Source organism: Yimella sp. NH-Cas1 (genome assembly GCF_022359705.1).
Classification (GTDB): Bacteria; Actinomycetota; Actinomycetes; order Actinomycetales; family Dermatophilaceae; genus Yimella; species Yimella lutea.
In genome coordinates, this window is record NZ_JAKSGG010000003.1 from 779,911 (window position 1) to 794,752 (window position 14,842).

Here is a 14,842-nt window from a genome sequence, read left to right on the forward strand (position 1 = left end):
TGGCGCTCACCATGACGAAGCATTCCGAAACCGGTCCTGTCCGCCTGCGTGTGGCCCCGTCGCCCACCGGTGACCCGCACGTCGGCACCGCCTACATGGCGATGTTCGACCTCGCGTTCGCGCGCCGGCAGGGCGGCCAGTTCATCCTGCGGATCGAGGACACCGACCGCGCCCGCTTCCGTGAGGACAGCGAGCAGCAGTTGTACGACACGCTGCACTGGCTCGACCTCACCTGGGACGAAGGCCCCGACAAGGGCGGCCCCTACGGGCCCTACCGCCAGTCCGAGCGCCTGGACACCTACAAGCCGTACGTCGAGCAGCTGCTCGCCGACGGCAAGGCGTACTACTGCTGGTGCTCCTCCGAGCGGCTCGCCGAGATGCGCGAGCGTCAGCAGAAGCTGAAGCAGCCCACCGGCTACGACCGCCTCTGCTACGGCAAGACCGAGGAAGAGCGCGCCGAACTGCCGGGCTTCAACTCGACGCCGGTCGTCCGGATGTTCGTGCCCGATGATGTCGAGCTCACCTTCGACGACCTCATCCTGGGCCGCACCAGTGCGCCCAAGCCCGACGACCAGGTGATCCTCAAGGCCGACGGATTCCCCACGTACCACTTGGCCGTGGTCGTCGACGACCACCTGATGAAGATCACGCACGTGGTGCGCGGCCAGGAATGGATCTCCAGCACCCCCAAGCACCTGCTGCTGTTCAAGTGGCTGGGATGGGAGGCACCGAAGTTTGCGCACATGCCGCTGCTGCGGGACGAGAAGAAGGCCAAGATCTCCAAGCGGAAGAACCCGTGGGCTCGCCTCACCTGGTTCAAGGAGCAGGGTTACCTGCCCGAGGCGCTCGTCAATTTCCTTGCGTTGCAGGGTCACCCGCCGGTCATCGAGGCAGACGGCACGGAGCGCGAGATCTTCACCTTCGAGGAATTCGTCGAGCGCTTCGACTGGAGCAAGATCAACCCGGCCGGCGCGATCTTCAACCTGGAGAAGTTGAACTGGTTGAACGGTCACTACATCCGCGAACTCGAGGTGGGCGACTTCGCGTCGCGTCTGCTGCCGTTCCTGCACGCCGACGGGGTGCTCGACGCGCACCCGTCGCTGCCCGAACTCGGACGCCTGCAGCGGGTCGCCGAACTCGTCCAGACGCGCATCGTCCTGCTATCGGAGGCGACGCCTCTGGTGAAGCCGTTCTACGTGCCGGACGACGACCTTGAGATCTCCGAGGACGCGCGCAAGGACCTCAAGGACAACGCCAAGGAGGTGCTGTCCGCCGCGATCGATGCACTGGAGCCGATCAGTGGTTCGCTCGGCGATGCGCTCGGCGACGGCGTCGAGTGGACCGCTGAGCGCATCGAGAAGGAACTGCGTGAGGCAATCGTCGAGGGGCTCGGGGTGAAGCCGCGCCTGGCTTTCGGGCCGCTGCGTACCGCTGTCTCGGGCCAGAAGATCTCGCCGCCGCTGTTCGAGTCGATGGAGATCCTCGGCAAGGCCTCGACGATGAACCGGTTGAAGCTGTTGCGCGACGAGCTCTGAGTCACTTTCCCTGCGTGCGTTTGAGTGGACACCTGCCCAGTCCCACGTCCGAGCGAATGTGTGGGGGTGACGACGGCGGCCGTTCGGTGTGGTGCCGCGCACCTTGCCGGGCAGAGGGCGCGAGGACACGTCGGTTTCCATGCTCAAACGCTAGGAATGGCGGCGTCGGCGAGCCCTGTGCAGATCGCTAGGACCAGCCGGTGGGTATGTGGTCGTGCGACTCCGTCGGGTGCGCTTCGCACGAGCTGATGGTCGCGGTGCGGCCGGCGGGAAGTGGTGTGGCGATCCGAAGGCATGTGGGACGTCCCGGATTTGGGCAAGGCGCGCTGCTCCGGTACTGTTGCTCCTCGGTTCGCCCCACTCGAAGGTTCGTGCTGAATGCCCGGACGTGCGAGTAGGTCGATACCCCCTTGGGGTATGGTGTAATTGGCAGCACGACTGATTCTGGTTCAGTTAGTCTAGGTTCGAGTCCTGGTACCCCAGCTTTCGAGAAGCAGTTCTCGATTCGGAGAAACGGCGCCGTTCCGGTAAAGTTCCTCCACGTGCCAAGTGGCGCGAAGTGCGGCCCCGTTGTGTAGCGGCCTAGCACGCCGCCCTCTCAAGGCGGTAGCGCGGGTTCGAATCCCGTCGGGGCTACAAGTAGCCGAAACCCCCTGCATTGCAGGGGGTTTCGCCATTTCCGCGGATTTGTCTCGGTAACCTCGTCGGTCGTGAACGATGAACTCGTCTGGTACGCGGCGTACGGTTCCAACCTGTCCGCCGAGCGTTTCTCGCACTATCTCGAAGGCGGCCGGCCACGTGATGCGCAGCGCGTACACGAAGGCTCCCGCGATTGCGCGCCGCCGCGCGATGTTCGTCCGATCGAGCTACCGGGATCGGTGTTCTTCGCCTGGGAGTCGCCGACCTGGGGCGGGGGAGTGGCGTTCTACGACCCGGAGGTCGTCGGACGTGCTCTGGCCACCGCTTATCTGATCACGCACACCCAGTTCTCCGACCTCGTGGCACAGGAGATGCACCGGACCGTCGGCGACGATCTCGATCTCGAACCGCTGTGGCAGCACCGGGTGCACGAACTCGGTATGGATCGCTACGAGCGGCTCCTGGTCGTCGACGAACTCCACGATCTCCCGGTCGTCACCTTCACCTGCCCGGTCGACCACCGGCCGCCGTTGAACCCGCCGAGCCAGGGTTACCTCGACACCATCGCCCGTGGTCTGCGCGAGACGCATCACCTGGACGACGCTGCGATCGCTGCGTACCTGGCCAGTCTTGCGCCGAAGAACCCGCAGCGCGCACCCGGCGAGGACTGATCGCCGGGCGATGCGAATCAGCCCACGTCGGACGACGGACGCGGACGCTGCTGTGCGGCGTGTGCCCGGGCGAGGATCTCGGTCAGCTTGTTCGCGCCGGCCACGACGGTCGCCGCGTGCAGGCGTCCTGGTTGGCGGGACACGCGCTCGATCGGACCCGAGATGGACACGGCCGCGATGACGCGTCCGGACGGGCTGCGCACCGGGGCCGACACGGACGCGACCCCCGGCTCGCGTTCGCCGACGCTCTGGGCCCAGCCGCGCCGGCGGACCCCGGAGAGCATCGTCGCCGAGAACTTCGCGCCCTGCAGGCCTCGGTGCAACCGGTCCGGCTCCTCCCAGGCGAGCAGTACCTGGGCGGCCGAGCCGGCGGCCATCGACAAGGTGGCTCCGACCGGGATCGAGTCGCGCAGACCCATCGGGCGGTCGGCGGCCGCGACGCAGATACGCTGGTCGCCCTGGCGGCGAAAGAGCTGCGCGCTCTCGTGGGTGTGGTCGCGCAGGGCGCCGAGCACGGGTCCGGCTGCGGCGAGCAGGCGGTCCTCACCTGCGGCAGAGGCAAGTTCACCCAGGCGCGGTCCGAGGATGAAGCGTCCCTGCAGGTCGCGGGCGACGAGACGGTGATGCTCGAGCGCGACGGCGAGTCGATGCGCCGTCGGGCGGGCGAGTCCGGTGTGCGCAACAAGTTGCGCGAGGGTCGAGGGACCTGCCTCGAGAGCCGCAAGAACGACGGCGGCCTTGTCGAGGACACCGACACCGCTAGAGTTGTCCATGTAATGATATTGCCGTCTCATTGAGCGAGACGCAAGTTCATTTGCAAAATCGGTCGGCGATTGTGCTGATCACAACTGGTACGAGTCTGACGCGAAGTCGGTAGGAAGGATGGGTCATGGGGCGCACACTCGCTGAGAAGGTGTGGGAGCAGCACGTCGTACGACGTGCCGAAGGAGAGCCGGATCTGCTCTACATCGACCTGCACCTCCTGCACGAGGTCACCAGCCCGCAGGCCTTCGACGGACTTCGCCTCGCCGGCCGTCCGGTGCGCCGGCCTGACCTCTCGCTGGCGACCGAGGACCACAACGTCCCGACGACCCCCGGCCCGATCACCGACCTCGTCAGCCGCACCCAGGTCGAGACTCTGCGCACGAACTGCGAGGAGTTCGGCGTCAAGCTCTACCCGATGGGTTCGGCCGAGCAGGGCATCGTCCACATCATCGGCCCGCAACTGGGCCTGACTCAGCCGGGTATGACGATCGTCTGCGGTGACAGCCACACCTCGACACACGGCGCGTTCGGTGCTCTCGCGTTCGGCATCGGCACCAGTGAGGTCGAGCACGTGCTGGCCACACAGACCCTCCCGCTGAAACCCTTCAAGACGATGGCCATCAACGTCGAGGGTGAACTCACCGAAGGCGTCACCGCCAAGGACGTCATTCTCGCCGTCATCGCAAAAATCGGCACCGGCGGCGGGCAGGGATATGTGCTGGAGTACCGCGGCTCGGCAATCCGCTCGTTGTCGATGGAAGCGCGAATGACCATGTGCAACATGTCGATCGAGGCCGGTGCACGCGCCGGTATGATCGCGCCGGACGAGATCACGTTCGAGTACCTCAAGGGTCGGGACAAGGCACCGTCGGGTGACGACTGGGACGCCGCGGTCGAGGCCTGGCGTGAACTGCGCACCGACGACGACGCCGAGTTCGACGCGGTCGTGGATCTGGACGCCGCCGACCTGGCCCCGTTCGTCACCTGGGGCACGAACCCGGGTCAGGGGTTGCCGTTGACGGCGAGCGTTCCGGAACCGGATCGCATCGGCGACGACAACCAGCGCTTCGCGGCGGAGAAAGCGATCGAGTACATGGGGCTGACCCCGGGCATGCCGTTGAAGCAGATCGCGGTGGACACGGTCTTCCTCGGTTCCTGCACCAACGGGCGCATCGAGGATCTGCGTGCGGCGGCCGACGTCATCAAGGGTCGCAAGGTCGCCGACGGTGTGCGGATGCTCGTGGTGCCCGGCTCGGCCAGGGTCCGCCTGCAGGCAGAGTCCGAGGGACTGGACGCGGTCTTCCAGGACGCCGGTGCCGAGTGGCGCCTCGCGGGTTGCTCGATGTGTCTGGGCATGAACCCCGACCAGCTCAGCCCCGGGGAGCGCAGCGCTTCCACCTCGAACCGCAACTTCGAAGGGCGCCAGGGCAAGGGCGGTCGGACGCACCTGGTGAGTCCGTTGGTCGCCGCCGCGACCGCTGTCCGCGGCACCCTGTCGAGCCCGGCCGACCTGAACTGAAGGAGTGACGATGGAGAAGTTCACGACTCACACCGGCGTCGGAGTTCCGTTGCGCCGCAGCAATGTCGACACCGACCAGATCATTCCGGCTGTCTACCTCAAGCGCGTGACGCGTACTGGTTTCGAGGACGGCTTGTTCGCCGCGTGGCGGAACGATGAGAGCTTCGTGCTGAACAATCCGTCCTTCGCGCAAGGATCGGTGCTGGTGGCCGGATCCGACTTCGGCACCGGATCGTCGCGTGAACATGCGGTCTGGGCGTTGATGGACTACGGCTTCAAGGTCGTGCTCAGCTCACGGTTCGCCGACATCTTCCGCGGCAACTCCGGCAAGGCCGGACTGCTCACCGCGCAGCTGACGCAGGACGACATCGAACTGCTGTGGAAGCTGCTGGAGAACGAGCCGGGCACGCAGGTCACGGTGGATCTCGTCGAGCGCACAGTGACCGCCGGCGAGCACACGTTCGCGTTCGAGGTGGACGACTACACCCGTTGGCGTTTGCTCGAGGGACTCGACGACATCAGCCTCACGCTGCGACACGCGCACGCCATCGAGGAATTCGAATCATCCCGTCCGGGTTGGAAGCCCACTGTCGAAGTTCCCTGACAGCAACGACGATTCACGCCTCGATCCGTTTGGATCGGGGCGTGTTTCGTTGTCGTGCAGAAGAATTCGCCAGTTCGTTGGATCGTCCAGGTATTCGGACCGTGCTGCTCGTGCAGCGGGGTCGACGTCCGAATGTCCTTGTGGCGCAACGTATTGCGTGCTCTGAATGGTTGCCTGCGAGTCTCGCGGGTCCTAACGTCTGTAGTGAGCCGTGCGAGAACGGACGGCGCATCGGACAGGAACGCCCACCGGTTCGCCGGAGCGCCCGAAACCCGAAGGGGTGTCAGTAGTGAACAAGGCAGATCTCATCACCGCCATCGAGACCCGACTCGGCGGCAAGAAGGCGGCCACCGACGCTGTCGACGCCGTCCTCGACGCGATCATCCGTGAGGTGGCACGTGGCAACAAGGTCACGATCACCGGCTTCGGCACCTTCGAGAAGGTCACCCGGGCAGCGCGCACCGGCCGTAACCCGCGCACCGGCGACACCGTGCCGATCAAGAAGACCGCCGTCCCGAAGTTCAAGCCGGGCACCGGCTTCAAGGCCGTCGTCGCCAAGCCGAGCTCGCTGCCGAAGACCGGTAACGCGGCCGGCCGCGCGTCGGCAGGCACCGCCGGCACCACGGCCACCACCAAGGCGGCGGCCAAGAAGGCTCCGGCGAAGAAGACCACCACGAAGGCCGCCGCCAAGAAGGCTCCGGCGAAGAAGACCGCGACCAAGGCGACCACGCGCAAGACCGCCAAGAAGTAGTCGCACCGAACGACAGACCGGCCCCGCGCGAAGCGAGCGGGGCCGGTCCGTCGTCTGCGGTCGGTCAGCGGATGCGTTGACCGGGTCCGATGCCCTCGATCCACATCCTGCTGATACCGGAGGCGCCGACCTCGATGTTGACCCGTTGCCCCGGACGCAGATGCAACAGTGAGGTGTTGGCGAATGCGGCTGCGCCGAAGTCGATCTCGCGACCGTTGTCGGTCAGAACGCTGCCCGAAGCGGTGTCGGGGTCGAAGCGGTGCACGGTGGCCTGCATGGCTCTCCTCAGCCTGCCTCGGGGGCGGTGTCGAGCAACCCCCGGGTCCGCGGCCCCAGGCCGAGACGACGGGCGCGTCCGAGTGCCTCGGTGTCGTCGACGTCGGTGCGTAGCTGCGGTAGGTCGGGACGCAGGACGCTGGCGGTGCGGCTGTGCCGGGCGGCCGAACCGGTGCCGAAGCGGGGGACGAGACGTGAGGCGTCGTGGTGGGTGAGCAGCACCGTCCCGTCGCCGGATTCGTCGGGGACGATGCTGGATTCTGTTGCGGCACAGGCACGTAGCGCCTCGTAGAGCGCGTCTGGGGTCAGCGCGGGAAGGTCGGCGAGCAGGACAGCTCCCGGCGCACCCGGGGCCATCTCGCCCACCTTGGCGAGGCCGAGTTCGATGGCCGGGTTGAGTCCTCGTCCCGGGTCGTCGACGACGTTGATCGCCATCGATTCGGCGTTGGTGCGCACGATCGGGTCGTCGGTCACCAGCACGATCTGAGCGGCCGGAACGACCTGCAGCACCACCTCGATGGTGTCCAGTGCCATCGCCAGTGCGAGGTCGCGGCGGGCCACGCCGCCCGGCGGGGTGAGCCGACTCTTGCCCCGTTCGGTGTTCTTCACCGGCAGGACCAGAAACCAGGTGGATGTCAAAGTGGGGCTCACGCCTCTCATCGTCCCAGATGGTGCCGTTGGTTACGTCGACCCCTGATGCATGCCCCCAACCGGTCGACATCGACGTCCACGCCCACGAAGATGTGGTCGCACACGCAAGCAGGCACGCAGACGAGGAGGTCCGGTGGCGCATCCCACGATCAGTGAGGACATCCCGCCGATGTACAAGAACATCGTCAAGGGGCTATGGCCGGTGCTCCTGCGCACCTGGCGTCACGACTGGCAGGGCGGCGAGCACATCCCGAAGAGCGGTGGTTTCGTCGCCGCCGCGAACCACATCTCCTACCTGGACGGCTTCACCCTGGCGCAGTTCCTGATCAGCCAGGGTCGGGCGCCCCGTTACCTCGCGAAGTCGGCGCTGTTCGGTATGCCAGGGGTCAAGCGGGTGATGACGGGCACCGGACAGATTCCGGTCGTGCGCGGGTCCGCGCAGGCGGTGCAGGCCTACGAGGCGGCACTGGACGCGATCGAGCGCGGCGACTGCATCTGCGTAATGCCGGAGGGCACCCTGACCCGGCACGAGGATCTGTGGCCGATGCCCGGTAAGACCGGGGCGGCGCGAATCGCCTTGTCGACCGGCTGCCCGCTGATCCCGATCGGGATGTGGGGCACCCAGGACGTCCTGTTCCCCTACCGCGGTGTCACGCCGAAACTGCTGCCTCGCAAGACGATCAAGGTCTATGCAGGGGCGGCCGTCGACCTCGACGATCTGCGCGGCGTTCCGATGACCGGCGGGGTGCTTCGCGAAGCGACTGCCCGCCTGATGGACGCGATCACCGTGCAACTCGAGCGTGCACGTGGTGAGGTTGCACCTGATCGGTCGAACGACATGAACGGAGAACACTGATGACCCGCGTCGCAGTTCTGGGCAGTGGAAGCTGGGGTACCGCTTTCTCCCTCGTGATGGCGGAAGCCGGGCAGGACGTGATGCTGTGGGCTCGTCGACCCGAGCTCGCCGCGGCCATCAACGCCGACCGCATGAACGTCGACTACCTGCCGGATCTCGTTCTGCCCCAGAACATCCGGGCTACCAGCGATGTCGTCGAGGCGACGGACGGTGCGCAAATCGTCGTGCTCGCGGTGCCGTCGCAGAGTCTGCGCGAGAACCTCGGCCGGTGGGGTGACCACATCGGTGAGGACGCGGCCGTCGTGTCCTTGATGAAGGGCATCGAGCTCGACACCGGCAAGCGGATGAGTGAGGTGATCACCGACGCGGCCGGCATCGACCCGGCACGCGTCGTCGTCGTGTCCGGGCCCAACCTCGCCAAGGAGATCGCGCAGCGGCAGCCCGCAGCGTCCGTGGTCGCGTCCACCAGTCCGCGGATGCGTGCTCGCGTCGCCGAAGCCTGCGCCACGCCGTACTTCCGGCCCTACCTCGGCGGCGACGTGATCGGCACCGAGATCGCCGGAGCGACGAAGAACGTCATCGCGTTGGCGTGCGGCATGGCGTCCGGAATGGGCATGGGGGACAACACTCTTGCCAGCCTCATCACGCGCGGTCTCGCCGAGACGGCCCGTCTGGGCACGGCGTTGGGCGCCGATCCCCAGACCTTCCTGGGTCTCGCCGGAGTGGGTGACCTGATGGCGACCTGTGCCTCGCCGTTGTCCCGCAACCGAACCTTCGGTTACGCACTCGGGCAGGGCAAGACGCTGCAGGAGACGATCGCCGCCACCAAACAGGTCGCGGAGGGCGTGAAGTCGTGTAAGTCGATCCTCGACCTCGCCCGATCGCTCGACGTCGAGGTGCCGATCGTGGAGAACGTCGAAGCCGTCGTCTACGAGGGACGCAGCACCCGCGAGGTCGTGGCGGCGCTGATGTCGCGCGCTAGGAAGCTCGAGACGAGCTGAGTGCCTGATCCAGGTCCTCCCAGAGGTCCTCGACGTCCTCGATGCCGACCGAAAGGCGGAGCAACTGCGGAGGGACAGTGACCGGCTCGGACGCGTGCCGGCGGCGCCGTTCGACCATCGACTCGACGCCGCCGAGGCTGGTCGCCGGCAGCCAGACCTCGACCTGTTGCTCGACCTTCTCCGCTGCCGCTGCATCACCGCGTACCTCGATGGCGATCATCGCTCCGAAGCCGGGGTAGCGAACCCGTTCGACGACGGGGTGCTCGGCGAGGCGGGTCGCGAGTTGCGCCGCGTTGTCGCACGCGCGCTCGAAGCGCACGTGCAGGGTGCGCAAACCGCGTAACGCGAGCCAGGCCTCCATCGGGCCCGCGATGGCGCCCCCGAGTGTCCGGGAAGTCAGGAGTCGTTGCTGCAGTTCGGGATTCGTGGTGACCGTCACGCCGAGCAGTAGGTCGGAGTGGCCGGACAGATACTTCGTGGCGGAGTGGACGACGAGGTCCGCGCCCAGCTCGAGCGGCTTCTGCAGCAGGGGTGGCGAACGTGTTGTCGCACACCGTGATCACACCCGACTCGCGGGCTGCCTTGATCAAGGCGGGCAGCTCGGCAACCTCCAACATCGGGTTGGTCGGCGACTCCAACCACACCATGGAGACGTGGTCCATCGCGTCGATGTATGCCGAGGTGTCGGCGATGTCGGCTCGTCGCACGCTGAGCCGTCCGGCGTCCTCCAGCTGCTGCAGCAGCGAGGTCGTGCCGTTGTAGCAGTGCTGCGGCACCAGGACGCTTCCACCCTGAGCAACCAGATCGACGGCGGCACGCACGGCCGCCATCCCACTGGCGAACGCGAGGGCCGAACCACCCTCGAGTGTGCCGATGGCCTCCTCGAAGGCGCTCCACGTCGGGTTGCCGAACCGGGCGTACGCGTTGTCGCCTCCCCGCACGAAGGTGGAGGTGAACTCGACGGACGGACCGACCGAAGCGCCCGGCGTGCGCTCGGGGCGACCGAGACCGACGACCAGAGTGGCGGGGGAGTGCGGCTGGCTCATGGGCGAAAGCGTCCCAGACGGCGCCTTCCGTGCGAGCGGCGGTCCGCGGGCTAGGCTGCTGCGCGATGAGTACCCAGCCTGCGCCCGAAGCCCAGCCGACCGACGCGCCCACCGATCGCAAGCCGGTCGTTGCCCTCGTGTTCGGTGGTCGTTCCGCCGAGCACGTCGTGTCGTGCGCGACAGCTGCCAGCGTGCTGCGGTCCATCGACCGCGCAAAGTTCGACGTGCTGCCCATCGGCATCACCGCCGAAGGCCGTTGGGTGCTGATGGCGGACGACCCTGAACCGTTGCAGCTCACCGCAACTCACACGCCGTCCGTGCAAGGCACGAGTGAGGTGTTGATCAGCACCGATCCGGCGAGTCGCGGGCTGACTGTGCGCGAACCCGGTGACGTGCCGCGCGAACTGGGGGACGTCGACGTCGTCTTCCCGCTGCTGCACGGCCCGTTCGGTGAGGACGGAACCATCCAGGGCCTCATGGAACTGTCCGACATGCGTTATGTCGGATCAGGGGTGTCGGCGTCCGCAGTGATGATGGACAAGCACCTGATGAAGGTCGTCTTCCGTGCCGCCGGGCTGCCGGTCGGCCCGTACGTGCTGATCACCGACAAGGAGTGGCAACGCGACAAGGCGGCGTGCATGGAGCCGGTCGCTGCGCTCGGCCGGCCGGTGTTCGTCAAGCCGGCCCGCGCGGGTAGCAGTGTCGGCGTCAGCCGCGTCGACTCCCAGGAACAGCTCGAAGCCGCCATCGAGGAGGCCCGCCGGTTCGACCCGAAGGTGCTCGTCGAGGCCGCGATCGACGGCCGCGAGGTCGAGTGCGGCATCCTCGAAGGTCGCGGAAGCGACCTGCCCCGTGCCTCGCGGATCGGCGAGATCACCGTGACGGAGGGCACGCACGCTTTCTACGACTTCGAGTCCAAGTACCTCGACGACTCCGCTCGTCTCACCTGCCCGGCAGACCTGCCTGACGCCGTCGCGCAGGAAATCCGCGAGCAGTCGATCCGCGCCTTCGACGCCGCCGGTTGCGAGGGGCTCGCCCGCGTCGACTGGTTCTACTCGCCCGACGGCACGTTGACCCTCAACGAGATCAACACGATGCCCGGCTTCACGCCGTCGTCGATGTACCCGCGGGTGTGGGACGCCGAGGGTGTCGACTACCAGAGCCTGATCACCGAGCTGATCGAACTCGCGCTGCACCGTCGCGTCGGACTGCGCTGATCCGCCGATGACCGGTCCGCGCGTCCTGCTGGTGATGGCGGAGGCGAGCGGCGGCATCGCCGGCCACGTGGCGAGCCTCGCTTGCGAACTCTCCGCCGCGGGTTCGCCGGTGACGATCGCGACCACTTTTGGCAGTGCCGGCAGGCTCGACGGTTCGTTGCCGGATTCCGTTGTCCTGCGGCCGGTCCTGCGGAGCGGACGTTCACTGCCGGCCGGGTTGCCTGCTCTGCGTCGGTTGTGTGCGGGCGCCGACATCGTGCACGCCCACGGTCACCAGGCCGGACTGCAGGCCGCATTGGCCCTGCAGGGGCTTCGACGTCGGCCACCGTTGGTGATCACCTGGCACAACGCACTCCTCGGGTCCGGTCCTCGGGCCACGGGCGGTGCCGCGGTCGAGCGTCTACAGATCGCCGGTGCGCAGTTGGTCACCGGGGCGAGCAGTGACCTGGTGGAGCGTGCGCGCTCACTCGGTGCAGACGCTCGGCTCAGCGAGGTCGCGGCGCCGGATCTGACCCCGTGGCAGGGCGACCCGGCGATGGTCAAGGCGGACCTCGCGCAGATGTACGGCCTTCCGGGCGATCGGGCGTGGGTGCTCACCGTCAGCCGTATCGCACCGCAGAAGGACCTGCCGGTACTGCTCGACGCCGCCGCCCGGATGAAGGATCACAACGTCTCGTTCGTCATCGTCGGTGATGGCGACACGCAGCTGACCGAGTATCTCTCGCAACGGATTTCGGCGGAGCGTCTGCCGGTGCACCTCATCGGCGCGAGCCGCGAGGTGCCGCGCTTCATCGCCGCCTCGTCGGTGCTCGCGTTGCCGAGCCGGTGGGAGGCTCGCTCGCTGGTCGTCCAGGAGGCACTTGCCGGCGGGTTGCCGTGCGTCGTGACCGACACCGGTGGCCTTCCCGACCTGGTCGGTTCCGCCGGCGTCCTGGTGCCGGTGGGTGACGCGGCTGCGCTCGCGGAGGCTCTCGGGCGGGTGCTCGCCGATGATGCTCTCGCAGATTCGCTGCGCGCCAGTGGAATTCGTCGAGCGGCTGAACTTCCCGATGCGGCCGATGTCGCTCGAGCGTGGATGCGGCGTTACCGGCAACTGGCCGGCTGAGCGGTCAGCTGCACTTCCTGTTGCCCTGCGGGATCTGCTTCGCCGCCGCAGCGAAGGCGCCGATTGCGTCCCCGGCGTAGTCGGACGGCACCAGCACCTGGATCGCCGGTTCACGTCCGAACGTGACGAAGCCCGCACCGTCCGACAGTTCGCTGTACACCCAGTCGACGCCGTTCGCGTCGACACAGTGCTCGTCGGCCCCCGGCGAGGTGACCCCACAGCGGGCGATGATCGCGGGGTCACCCCAAGCGGCCTCGGTACCGCCGGAGGTCGAGACGTCGCGTTGTTCCTGACCGGCCACCTTCTGGGGCCAGTGCTGGGCAACCTTGGCGCACAATGGATTCGCAGCCTTCTCGGCTTTGGTGACCGACACTTCGGACGAACCGCAGGCGGTGAGCAGGAACGTCGCCGCGCTCGACGCGGCGAGGAGCCTCAGACCTTGACGACGGTGCACGTGAGGGTGCGGGTGATGCCGGGCACTTCCTGGATGCGGGCGATGACGAGCTTGCCGAGTTCGTCGACGTTCTCGGCCTCGAGCCGGGCGATGACGTCATAGGGACCGGTGACGTCCTCGGCCATCGTGACGCCGTTGATCTGCGCGACCGCGGTGGCGACCGCGTGCGCCTTGCCGACCTCGCACTGGATCAAGATGTACGCCTGGACCATGGTTCTCCCGCTCGCTCGATGCCCTACCGGGCAGCCTCGGTCTGTCGCCATGACGCTACCGTGCGACCTGAGCCGACAACGGAGAGGGCCGAAATGATCCCGGCAGGTGGACGCACGCTCGCCGAGACGAGTGAGGAGGAACTGCTCGCCACCATCTTTGCGACCCTACCCACCCGGAACGAGGTGATGATCGGCGTCGGGGATGACACAGCGTTGCTTCGGGTGCCGACCGGGTCGGTACTCGTCACCACCGATTCCATGGTGCTCGGACGTGACTGGCTGGACGCCTGGAGCAGCGGGCACGAGGTGGGTCACAAGGTCGTCGTCCAGAATCTCGCCGACATCGCCGCGATGGGCGGTACCTCCACTGGTGTCGTGGTCTCCCTCATCGCGGGACGTGACACGACGATCGAGTGGTGCCGCGCCCTCAACGAAGGAATCGCGGACGCCTGCCGCGCCGAGAATGTCGCTGTTCTCGGCGGCGATCTGAGCTCGGCTCCCGACGGTGTCCGCATGGTCAGCATCACGGCGCTGGGGAGTTGCGGGACGTGCCGGCTGTCCGCCGCGACGGGGCACGGGTGGGTGATGTGGTCGCGGTGAGCGACTTGCTCGGCCGGTCCGACGCCGGACTGCGACTGTTGCAGCGTGGCGATGTGGACCATGCCCCCGAACTCGTCGACTTCCACCGTCGCCCGGTCGCTCGCCTGGCCGCAGGTCCCCAGGCTGCGCGAGCCGGGGCGACCTCGATGATGGACGTCAGCGACGGCTTGGTCCGTGACGGCCGACGAATCGCCACGGCGTCCGGCGTCCGGCTCGATCTCGACAGCGCACTGCTGCGTCCGTTGGTCAATCACCTGATCGCGCTCGGCGAAGACGCGTGGTCATGCGTGCTGACCGGGGGAGAGGAGCACACCCTCCTGGCGACCTTCCCGCGGGGAAAGGTGCCGGACGACTGGTACCCGATCGGCGAGGTGGTCGAAGGTGGCGACGTCACGCTCGACGGGCGCGCCCAGCAGGGCGGCGGTTGGGACCACTTCGCCGGTTAGCCGTCACGACACGTGGTTGAGCCGACGGGCACGAAAAAGCCGACCCCGAGGGGTCGGCTGATTCAGTGCGAGAAGGCGGGGGTCAGCGGGTGACCTTGCCGGCCTTCAGGCAGGAAGTGCAGACATTGAGACGCTTCGGGGTCACGCCGGCGTCGCCCACGAGCGCGCGAACGCGCTGGATGTTCGGGTTCCAGCGGCGCTTGGTCTTGCGCTGCGAGTGCGAGACGTTGTGACCGAAGCCGGGTCCCTTGCCGCAGACGTCGCAGGTGGCAGCCACGGTGATCTCCTGAAGTTGGTCGATAAGAATCTTCTTGTTCCCGGGATGCGGGCGCACGGCAATGACCGGAACTCGCGTGGGAACTTCACAAGGATAGCGGCGCGACCGGACATGACCAAACCGGCCGTCGGCCGGGGCGGATTCGGGCGAGTCGGGTGGCTTGCGTCACGTGCTGTCGGCGGCGACGGATAATCTTCCTTGCGTTGAACGCTCGGTC

17 protein-coding genes, 2 tRNA genes and 1 pseudogene are annotated in these 14,842 nt (G+C 67.2%); 13 read left to right on the forward strand and 7 right to left on the reverse strand.

Features of this window, described 5'->3' with window-relative positions:
- Positions 1-11: 11 nt before the first annotated feature.
- From gltX to MF407_RS04105, 4 genes are all read left to right on the forward strand, one after another.
- Positions 12-1,535, forward strand: coding sequence for a glutamate--tRNA ligase (gene gltX, locus MF407_RS04090; RefSeq protein ID WP_239701414.1), 1,524 nt, complete (start codon positions 12-14; stop codon positions 1,533-1,535).
- Between the two features lie 411 nt (positions 1,536-1,946).
- Positions 1,947-2,018, forward strand: a tRNA-Gln gene (locus tag MF407_RS04095).
- 80 nt (positions 2,019-2,098) lie between these two features.
- Positions 2,099-2,171: transfer RNA gene (locus MF407_RS04100), tRNA-Glu, on the forward strand.
- A gap of 74 nt (positions 2,172-2,245) precedes the next feature.
- Complete coding sequence (locus MF407_RS04105; protein WP_239701415.1) at positions 2,246-2,845, forward strand: histone deacetylase; 600 nt, start codon at positions 2,246-2,248, stop codon at positions 2,843-2,845.
- A gap of 17 nt (positions 2,846-2,862) precedes the next feature.
- Here the strand turns inward: MF407_RS04105 and MF407_RS04110 are convergent, their stop codons facing one another.
- On the reverse strand, positions 2,863-3,618 hold the full coding sequence (locus MF407_RS04110; protein WP_141928976.1) for an IclR family transcriptional regulator: 756 nt from the start codon (positions 3,616-3,618) through the stop codon (positions 2,863-2,865).
- A gap of 116 nt (positions 3,619-3,734) precedes the next feature.
- On the opposite strand from MF407_RS04110, the gene leuC reads away from it, so the two are divergent.
- The 3 genes from leuC (at position 3,735) to MF407_RS04125 (ending at position 6,484) form a co-directional block, all read left to right on the forward strand.
- Positions 3,735-5,129 carry a 3-isopropylmalate dehydratase large subunit gene (gene leuC / locus MF407_RS04115; protein WP_129625713.1) on the forward strand — a complete coding sequence of 465 codons (1,395 nt, stop codon included), beginning with the start codon at positions 3,735-3,737 and terminating at the stop codon, positions 5,127-5,129.
- 10 nt (positions 5,130-5,139) lie between these two features.
- Entirely contained in the window at positions 5,140-5,733 is a 594-nt protein-coding gene (leuD, locus tag MF407_RS04120) for a 3-isopropylmalate dehydratase small subunit (protein ID WP_239701416.1), read from the forward strand.
- A 289-nt stretch (positions 5,734-6,022) separates the two neighbouring features.
- Positions 6,023-6,484, forward strand: coding sequence for an HU family DNA-binding protein (locus MF407_RS04125; RefSeq protein ID WP_239701417.1), 462 nt, complete (start codon positions 6,023-6,025; stop codon positions 6,482-6,484).
- 64 nt (positions 6,485-6,548) lie between these two features.
- Here MF407_RS04125 and MF407_RS04130 read toward each other — a convergent pair whose 3' ends face one another.
- Both MF407_RS04130 and cofC read right to left on the reverse strand, forming a co-directional pair.
- Positions 6,549-6,761, reverse strand: a complete 213-nt coding sequence (locus MF407_RS04130; protein WP_129625710.1) for a hypothetical protein — start codon at positions 6,759-6,761, stop codon at positions 6,549-6,551.
- 8 nt (positions 6,762-6,769) lie between these two features.
- Entirely contained in the window at positions 6,770-7,411 is a 642-nt protein-coding gene (cofC, locus tag MF407_RS04135; protein ID WP_239701418.1) for a 2-phospho-L-lactate guanylyltransferase, read from the reverse strand.
- A 133-nt stretch (positions 7,412-7,544) separates the two neighbouring features.
- Here cofC and MF407_RS04140 point away from each other — a divergent pair, with 133 nt between their 5' ends.
- On the forward strand, positions 7,545-8,267 hold the full coding sequence (locus MF407_RS04140) for a lysophospholipid acyltransferase family protein (RefSeq protein WP_239701419.1): 723 nt from the start codon (positions 7,545-7,547) through the stop codon (positions 8,265-8,267).
- Positions 8,267-9,268 (forward strand): NAD(P)H-dependent glycerol-3-phosphate dehydrogenase, encoded by a 1,002-nt coding sequence (locus MF407_RS04145; RefSeq protein WP_129625707.1) that lies wholly within the window; start codon positions 8,267-8,269, stop codon positions 9,266-9,268. The genes MF407_RS04140 and MF407_RS04145 overlap by 1 nt, the downstream gene beginning before the upstream one ends.
- On the opposite strand, the pseudogene MF407_RS04150 reads toward MF407_RS04145, so the two are convergent.
- Positions 9,246-10,314, reverse strand: a pseudogene (locus tag MF407_RS04150) (PLP-dependent transferase). The gene MF407_RS04145 and the pseudogene MF407_RS04150 sit on opposite strands and share 23 nt — an antisense overlap.
- Before the next feature lie 65 nt (positions 10,315-10,379).
- On the opposite strand from MF407_RS04150, the gene MF407_RS04155 reads away from it, so the two are divergent.
- Positions 10,380-11,531, forward strand: a complete 1,152-nt coding sequence (locus MF407_RS04155) for a D-alanine--D-alanine ligase family protein (RefSeq protein WP_129625705.1) — start codon at positions 10,380-10,382, stop codon at positions 11,529-11,531.
- 7 nt (positions 11,532-11,538) lie between these two features.
- Entirely contained in the window at positions 11,539-12,636 is a 1,098-nt protein-coding gene (locus MF407_RS04160; RefSeq protein ID WP_239701420.1) for a glycosyltransferase family 4 protein, read from the forward strand.
- A 4-nt stretch (positions 12,637-12,640) separates the two neighbouring features.
- On the opposite strand, the gene MF407_RS04165 is transcribed toward MF407_RS04160, so the two are convergent.
- Positions 12,641-13,090: a DUF3515 family protein gene (locus tag MF407_RS04165; RefSeq protein ID WP_239701421.1), complete on the reverse strand. Its 450-nt coding sequence runs from the start codon at positions 13,088-13,090 to the stop codon at positions 12,641-12,643.
- Complete coding sequence (locus tag MF407_RS04170) at positions 13,069-13,302, reverse strand: Lrp/AsnC ligand binding domain-containing protein (protein WP_129625703.1); 234 nt, start codon at positions 13,300-13,302, stop codon at positions 13,069-13,071. Before MF407_RS04170 ends, MF407_RS04165 begins: the two co-directional genes overlap by 22 nt.
- 93 nt (positions 13,303-13,395) lie before the next feature.
- Between MF407_RS04170 and MF407_RS04175 the strand changes: the two genes are divergently transcribed.
- Both MF407_RS04175 and MF407_RS04180 read left to right on the forward strand, forming a co-directional pair.
- Positions 13,396-13,902, forward strand: a complete 507-nt coding sequence (locus MF407_RS04175; RefSeq protein ID WP_239701423.1) for an AIR synthase related protein — start codon at positions 13,396-13,398, stop codon at positions 13,900-13,902.
- Entirely contained in the window at positions 13,899-14,348 is a 450-nt protein-coding gene (locus tag MF407_RS04180; RefSeq protein WP_239701424.1) for an AIR synthase-related protein, read from the forward strand. Before MF407_RS04175 ends, MF407_RS04180 begins: the two co-directional genes overlap by 4 nt.
- An 82-nt stretch (positions 14,349-14,430) precedes the next feature.
- Here the strand turns inward: MF407_RS04180 and rpmB are convergent, their stop codons facing one another.
- Complete coding sequence (gene rpmB, locus MF407_RS04185) at positions 14,431-14,625, reverse strand: 50S ribosomal protein L28 (RefSeq protein WP_129625701.1); 195 nt, start codon at positions 14,623-14,625, stop codon at positions 14,431-14,433.
- Between the last annotated feature and the right edge of the window lie 217 nt (positions 14,626-14,842).